Below are 5,818 nucleotides of genomic sequence, written 5' to 3' on the forward strand. Positions count from 1 at the left end.
GGCGGGCCGACCCGAACGACGACCCCTGCCTCACCATTCGACTCCTGCTCGACGGCCGCCGAAGGTAGAACCGGCGCCTCCCGACGCAACAATCCTGTCAGCATGGGCATAATTCGCCCACGCTGATCGCGGACTCCCGATCTACCGTAGTCATGTGAGTGCAGCGGCAGAGAACTCTTGGGCTGTGGCGCAAGCAATTCGGCGCGCGGCCGTGGGTGCCGATCGGCGAGCCGATCACCCACGTGTGTTCTCGTTCCGCTTCCGCCGAGCGCCTTTCGTGGCGCTGAAAGGATCATCATGGTCACACCCATCGGCGTCGACCGCGCAATCGCCGCGCTCGAGACATCCACCCCGGCGATCGACCCGCATCGCATGATCACCGCGGGACCCGAATTGGATGCCGCGGCGAGCGTGTGGAACGGCGCGGTCACCAATCATCCAGCGCTGATCGTGCTGTGCGAGACCACCTCGGACGTGCAGCATTCGGTCCGTGCGGCACGCGAGAGCGGGCTGGCACTGTCGGTGCGCGGCGGCGGCCACGACTGGGCGGGGCGCGCGATCCGGGCCGGCGGTCTGGTCATCGACCTCACCCGGATGCGACGAGTCTCGGTACGCGACAACGTCGCCACCGTGGCCGGGGGCGCCACCTCCGCCGATGTCGCCGAAGCAGCCGACCGCCACGGACTCGCCGCGGCGACCGGAACGGTCGGCGCCGTCGGCATGCTCGGGCTGTCTCTCGGTGGCGGCTACGGTCCGCTCAGCGGACGCTTCGGTCTCGCCGCCGACAACCTGCTGGCCGCCGAAGTCGTGCTCGCCGACGGACGCGTGGCCCGCGCGGGCCACGACGACGGTGCGGATCCCGAATTGTTGTGGGCGCTGCGCGGCGGGGGCGGCAACTTCGGCGTGGTCACCTCCGCCGACGTGGCCCTCCACCCGCTGACCGAGGTGCTGGCCGGGTCGTTCGCATTCCCGTGGGAACAGGCCGAACAGGTATTGCGCGGCTACGGCGAGATTCTCGAAAAGGCTTCCGACGCACTCACTTCCGTGATCGCCTTCATCGCCGACCCCGACGGCAACCCGATGATCACGATCGCCCCGACCTGGTCGGGACACCCTGCCGACGGAGCGGCGGCGCTCAGCGGATTCGCCACCCTCGGCTCGCCGCTGACCGCCACGGTCACCGCGAAATCGCCGCTGGCGAAACTGCGCGAATTCGACGGCGCGTTCCCCGACGGAGCCCGCTACGCGATCCGTACCCGAAACGTCGCGGCGTTCACCCCCGAAGTGGTGTCGGCTCTGATCGAGGCCTACGACGCGCGTACTTCCCCATCGGCATTCATCAACATCCACCACTTCCATGGCGCCGCCACCCGAATCTCCCCCGACAGCAGCGCCTTCGGACAACGCCGAGATCACTTCATGGTCGAACTCATCGAAATCGGCGCCCCGGACGCGGACCCCCTGTCGGTCAGCTGGCCCAAGAAGGCCAGCTCCATGTTGGCCCGGTACGCGCTGCCCGGCGGCTACCCCAATCTCCTCGGTCCCGACGACGAGCACCAGACCGCCGACGCCTACGGCCCCCACCACGCCCGCCTCCTCACGGTCAAAAACCGCCTCGACCCCGACAATCTGTTCACCGCAACACCGCTCCCCGCAACGACCTAAGTTCGGAATCCGCAACCGAGATCCGTTAGATAGCAGCGGGTTTTCACATCGAAACCCCCGGGATCGAATCGTGGGTGCGCGACACGGCGGCAACCGGGCCGCGCACCGGACGTACTCGGGTCAGCGGGCTCCAGGTTCACAACGGTCGACCCCGGCAGCCAGGGCCAGTTTTGCCCAGGGCGGCGAGCCTGGGACAGATCGGCCCAGGCTCGCCTCCCCTTCTTTGACTACCGTCGATCAGGTGAGCGCACCACACGGCGATCTCGGGCGCGTGCGCCACGACTGCCGAGAGCGAGTGTCACCCGCCCTGGCGGGACTTCCCGGATCCTCTCTCCGACGTCGAACTCCGGGTTTACGGCGTGAGGAACTGGGCGGATTGGCAGGAGTTTCCGCCGACTACATCAAGCGACTCGAACAGGGCAGGGCGCGCCAGTCGATGGCGGTTCTCGACGCGCTGAGCCGCGCCTTGCGATTGTCACGCGCGGACTACAGCACCTGTGCACGCTGGCCGGCTACGCACCGGCCGGCGAAGGCTGCGTGCCAACCCACCTCGGCCCCGGCGCCCGCCGACTACTCGACCGGCTCGACACCGGCCCCGTCGGTATCTTCACCGCGGCGTGGACCCAACTCGCCGCGAACTCCTCCTGGACCACACTGTTCTATGACCCGAACGCACAGCGCGGTCACGAGCGAAATCTGGTGTGGCGCGAGTTCATCGGCATGAACGACTGTGTCATCGACCCGGAAGAAAACAACCGCTTCCGCGCCTCCCTCGTCGCCGACCTGCGCGCAGCCGCCACCCGCTACCCAGCCGACCGCGATCTGACCAAACTGATCGCGGACTCACGCTCAGCCAGCCCCTGCTTCGTCCAAGCCTGGGACGCCACCCCACCACATCCCGTCGTCGAGTGGCACATCCTGGAGGGGATCTGTCCGACTTTCCCTCCAGGATGTGCCACTCGACATTCGGCTGGGCCGCCAGTTTGGCCGGTTCGAACCGCGCGACTCGCGGCGTGTGAGCGGGTTCGTTGATCGCCAATCTGACGTGCATGATTGAAGGTTCGGGAGTACTCACTGCGGAATTTTGTCCGCTTTCCCTCGCTGAGTACTCCCGAACCTAGTCGCCGACTGTCGGTGTGGTCGAGCATTTCAGTGCGTTGGTCGGGGAACCTTGGACGGCAGCGGATGGTCGGGTTCGAGTGCTGGTCGTCCGTCGATGCTGTGCCCGTTGTCGCCGCCGATCCGGTGCGCGAACTTCTCGTTCGGCTGCTTGGCATGATGCGCATCCAGAACCGGACGTTCGCCGACAAGCTCGAGATACGGGACCGCGTACCCGCAAGCATCAGCGATCCTTTCGACCTCGACGACGATCACTGCGCGAATGCCCGGATGATCCAGGCCGAAATGCTCTCGCAGATCGAGGAACTCGCGATCATCGGGGCGAACGACTCGGCCGACGCCGAACAGGCGCAGAATCCTCGAATTACGGGTGAACGAACAGAACATGATCGTGATCCGGCCGTTGTCCCGCAGGTGTGCGATCGTCTCCGCTCCACTGCCGAACAGATCGAGATAGGCCACGGTGTGATCATCCAGAATCGCGAAGGTGTCCTGATATCCCTTGGGGGACAAGTTCACACGCCCACCCTCGGACGGAGCGGTAGCAACGAAGAACATCGCTTGCGCACCGATGAACCCCCGCAGCGATTCATCCAGATGCGGGAACTGCTTAGCCATGGACTCCCTCCCCTTCCCCGAACCTCGACTCAGTCGAGACAGAACTCGTTACCCTCGACGTCCTGCATCACGAGGCACGACTCGTGGACGCCATCGGCGCGCAGCAGCCGCACGCGTCGCGCGCCGAGTGCCAGTAGTCGTGCACATTCGGACTCGAGTGCGGCCACGCGCTCGTCACCGACGAGCCCGGTGCCGACTCGAACGTCAAGATGCAGCCGATTCTTCACGACCTTCCCCTCCGGCACGCGCTGGAAATATAAGCGCGGACCGACCCCCGATGGATCAACGCATGATGAGCCCCTGTGGGCGTATCCCAATACCTCAGACCAGAAATGAGCGACACGCTCAGGATCCGCGCAGTCGAAGGTGACTTGGATCTGCCTAACCGACGTCATCGGATCACCATATTGACAGGGCCTGTCGTCGTCGCTCCTTCGAATCACTACGCGCACAATGCAATACAGGGGCGCATCGCAGCATTACGGTCGAGGCTGACAGCTGGCTGAGGTACGTACTGTTTATCGCCACCGAGCGATGAGGTTCCGCTGGAGGGTGATGGCGCGTTGACACTGGGAGTTGTTCTGCTCCTTTTCCGGCGTTACCAGACCGGTGAGCTGAGACACGAAGATGGCGTCATAGCATGAGAACAGGACCTCCTGGATGGTCTCCGACTTCAGATCCCCGGCCAGCCCGTGCGCCAGGTCCAGGACGGCCATGGTGACGGAGCCGCAACCTGGACGCATCGGGATGTCCTGGATCGTGTCGAATTCCGTAGTGAACCGCGTTGTATAAGCTTGGGACAGAACCTATTCCGGCGCGGAGGCCCGGAATTCCTGGATGGCGGAAGTGATCAGCTGCGCGACCTCGGTTGGGAAATACTCAGTGAACGATGGGGCGAACAGGTTCGAAGTGCCCTCGATCACGCAAGTTGCAAGCTCGGCTCGATCAGCGCGGGAGAGATTGTCCACCAACGCGGTTCGTGGTTCGACGAGCTGGTTCCAGAGGTTCACGGGTCATCGCTTCCTGGGTTGGCCCCATCGTTGGATACTCGCGCAATTCTCCGCCCGCCCTGCGCAGTCTTGGCCTGGGCTCACTGCGTGACGCCTTCGCCGCGTTGTCCCGACGCGTCGCCCGCGCTGCCTGGGACGAGGGGGCTTCGGGCGGTGTACTTGCGGTACAGGAAGAAATAGAGCTTTATGTACTGGCCGACGAGGATTGCGTTGAGGATTGTGCCCTCGCGGATGAAATGGGGGGCGCCGAGGAAGAGTAGGCCGATGGTGGCCGAGAGGGCGAGGAGGGTGGTGTCGAAGGCGGTTTTGATGTTGCCCCATTTGCGGCCTGTTACTCGTTGGAGGGTGTTGACGAACATGTCGATGGGCATCAGTACCAGGTTGGCTCGGATCATGAGGAACAGGCCGAAGGCCAGCATCGCGTCGGCGGCGAACAGTAGCGCGACCTTGGCGGGATATGGTCCGAGGGTCAGCCATTGGGTGTGGCGGAGGTTGAAGTCGAGCAGGATGGCCAGGATCAGTGCGGGGATCAGGGAGAGTAGGTTGCCTGGTTTGAAGTCTCGCGGTCTGACCGCGAAGGTCGCGATCAGCGCGAGTACCTCGAGGATGAGGTTGAAGTTGCCCTGGGTGAGGGTGGGCACTACCAGGGTCATCGTTCGGGTGAGACTGCTCTGCGGGGAGATGCCGATTCCCGCGCGGACGGCGAGGCTGAGACCCATTGTCAGGATGTAGATTCCGGCGATGTAGGTGATCCAGCGGCGCACCTTGTTTCCGGTGTCGATGATTCCCGCGTCTTTGTCGTGCATGACGGTCGAATCCTTGTCTCGCTCGCCGGGCTACTTCATGAACCCGAAGCGGTCGAGTGAGATGAACAGGGTCAGCAGCTTGTTGACGACGGGTTCGCCCTCGTTGTGGTTGCCGAGTTTCAGCAGCGCTTCGTCGATCGACCGGGTCGCCTCGACCAGGTCGGCCAGGTTCATGTCCGCCATCACACCGTAGAAGTCCAGTGGCAGTACGGCTTTCACGTCGCCGTCCACGGTGACCAGGCAGCCGCCCACGTACCCGTCCAGCTGCCGGAGGTTGTCGTACATCTCGGCGCTGTCGGTGCCGACGACGACGAAATACGCCGACGGTGCGGGCCAGAACGTGGAGACCGCGCCGGCGTCGATCGAGACGCCCTTGAACAGCCCGTTCACCGTATGCCGCTCCCCCTCGGCATATCGCTGCACGACGGAGATCCGATTCAGCCGCGCCCCTTCGTATTCGGGCACGACCACGCCGTCGCGATACGGGACCCACACCTCCTGGGCGCCCGCTCTCCGATGAGGCCGAGCACACTCCCCCGGTCTCCCCGCTGCGGGACGCCAAATGGCCGCGCACGCCGCAATTGTCGAAGGCGGCGACGG

General features: G+C 64.6%; 8 protein-coding genes and 1 pseudogene. 3 read left to right on the plus strand and 6 right to left on the minus strand.

Translation table 11 applies throughout. The features are described 5' to 3' along the window. Positions 1 to 297 precede the first annotated feature (297 nt). The 3 genes and pseudogenes from ACWELQ_RS36010 (at position 298) to ACWELQ_RS36020 (ending at position 2,697) form a co-directional block, all read left to right on the plus strand. Positions 298 to 1,665 (plus strand): FAD-binding oxidoreductase, encoded by a 1,368-nt coding sequence (locus ACWELQ_RS36010; protein ID WP_452401485.1) that lies wholly within the window; start codon positions 298 to 300, stop codon positions 1,663 to 1,665. Positions 1,666 to 1,960: 295 nt separating this feature from the next. Further along, a pseudogene (locus tag ACWELQ_RS36015) lies at positions 1,961 to 2,092 on the plus strand (helix-turn-helix domain-containing protein); the annotation flags it as partial. A gap of 110 nt (positions 2,093 to 2,202) precedes the next feature. Next, positions 2,203 to 2,697: an MmyB family transcriptional regulator gene (locus ACWELQ_RS36020; protein ID WP_452401486.1), complete on the plus strand. Its 495-nt coding sequence runs from the start codon at positions 2,203 to 2,205 to the stop codon at positions 2,695 to 2,697. Positions 2,698 to 2,814: 117 nt separating this feature from the next. Here ACWELQ_RS36020 and ACWELQ_RS36025 read toward each other — a convergent pair whose 3' ends face one another. From ACWELQ_RS36025 to ACWELQ_RS36050, 6 genes are all read right to left on the minus strand, one after another. Then, entirely contained in the window at positions 2,815 to 3,402 is a 588-nt protein-coding gene (locus ACWELQ_RS36025; RefSeq protein WP_452401487.1) for a pyridoxamine 5'-phosphate oxidase family protein, read from the minus strand. A gap of 29 nt (positions 3,403 to 3,431) precedes the next feature. Beyond that, a complete protein-coding gene (locus ACWELQ_RS36030) occupies positions 3,432 to 3,797 on the minus strand; it encodes a VOC family protein (RefSeq protein WP_452401488.1) in 366 nt (121 codons plus the stop codon). A gap of 123 nt (positions 3,798 to 3,920) precedes the next feature. After that, on the minus strand, positions 3,921 to 4,145 hold the full coding sequence (locus tag ACWELQ_RS36035) for a hypothetical protein (RefSeq protein WP_452401489.1): 225 nt from the start codon (positions 4,143 to 4,145) through the stop codon (positions 3,921 to 3,923). Positions 4,146 to 4,208: 63 nt separating this feature from the next. Next, positions 4,209 to 4,412: a hypothetical protein gene (locus tag ACWELQ_RS36040; protein ID WP_452401490.1), complete on the minus strand. Its 204-nt coding sequence runs from the start codon at positions 4,410 to 4,412 to the stop codon at positions 4,209 to 4,211. An 80-nt stretch (positions 4,413 to 4,492) separates the two neighbouring features. Beyond that, the gene (locus ACWELQ_RS36045; protein WP_452401491.1) at positions 4,493 to 5,218 is read right to left on the minus strand and encodes a YczE/YyaS/YitT family protein; all 726 of its coding nucleotides are present in this window, start codon (positions 5,216 to 5,218) and stop codon (positions 4,493 to 4,495) included. Between the two features lie 30 nt (positions 5,219 to 5,248). After that, positions 5,249 to 5,713: an adenine deaminase C-terminal domain-containing protein gene (locus ACWELQ_RS36050; protein ID WP_452401492.1), complete on the minus strand. Its 465-nt coding sequence runs from the start codon at positions 5,711 to 5,713 to the stop codon at positions 5,249 to 5,251. Positions 5,714 to 5,818 lie beyond the last annotated feature (105 nt).

The sequence above is a fragment of the Nocardia sp. NPDC004722 genome (genome assembly GCF_053601505.1).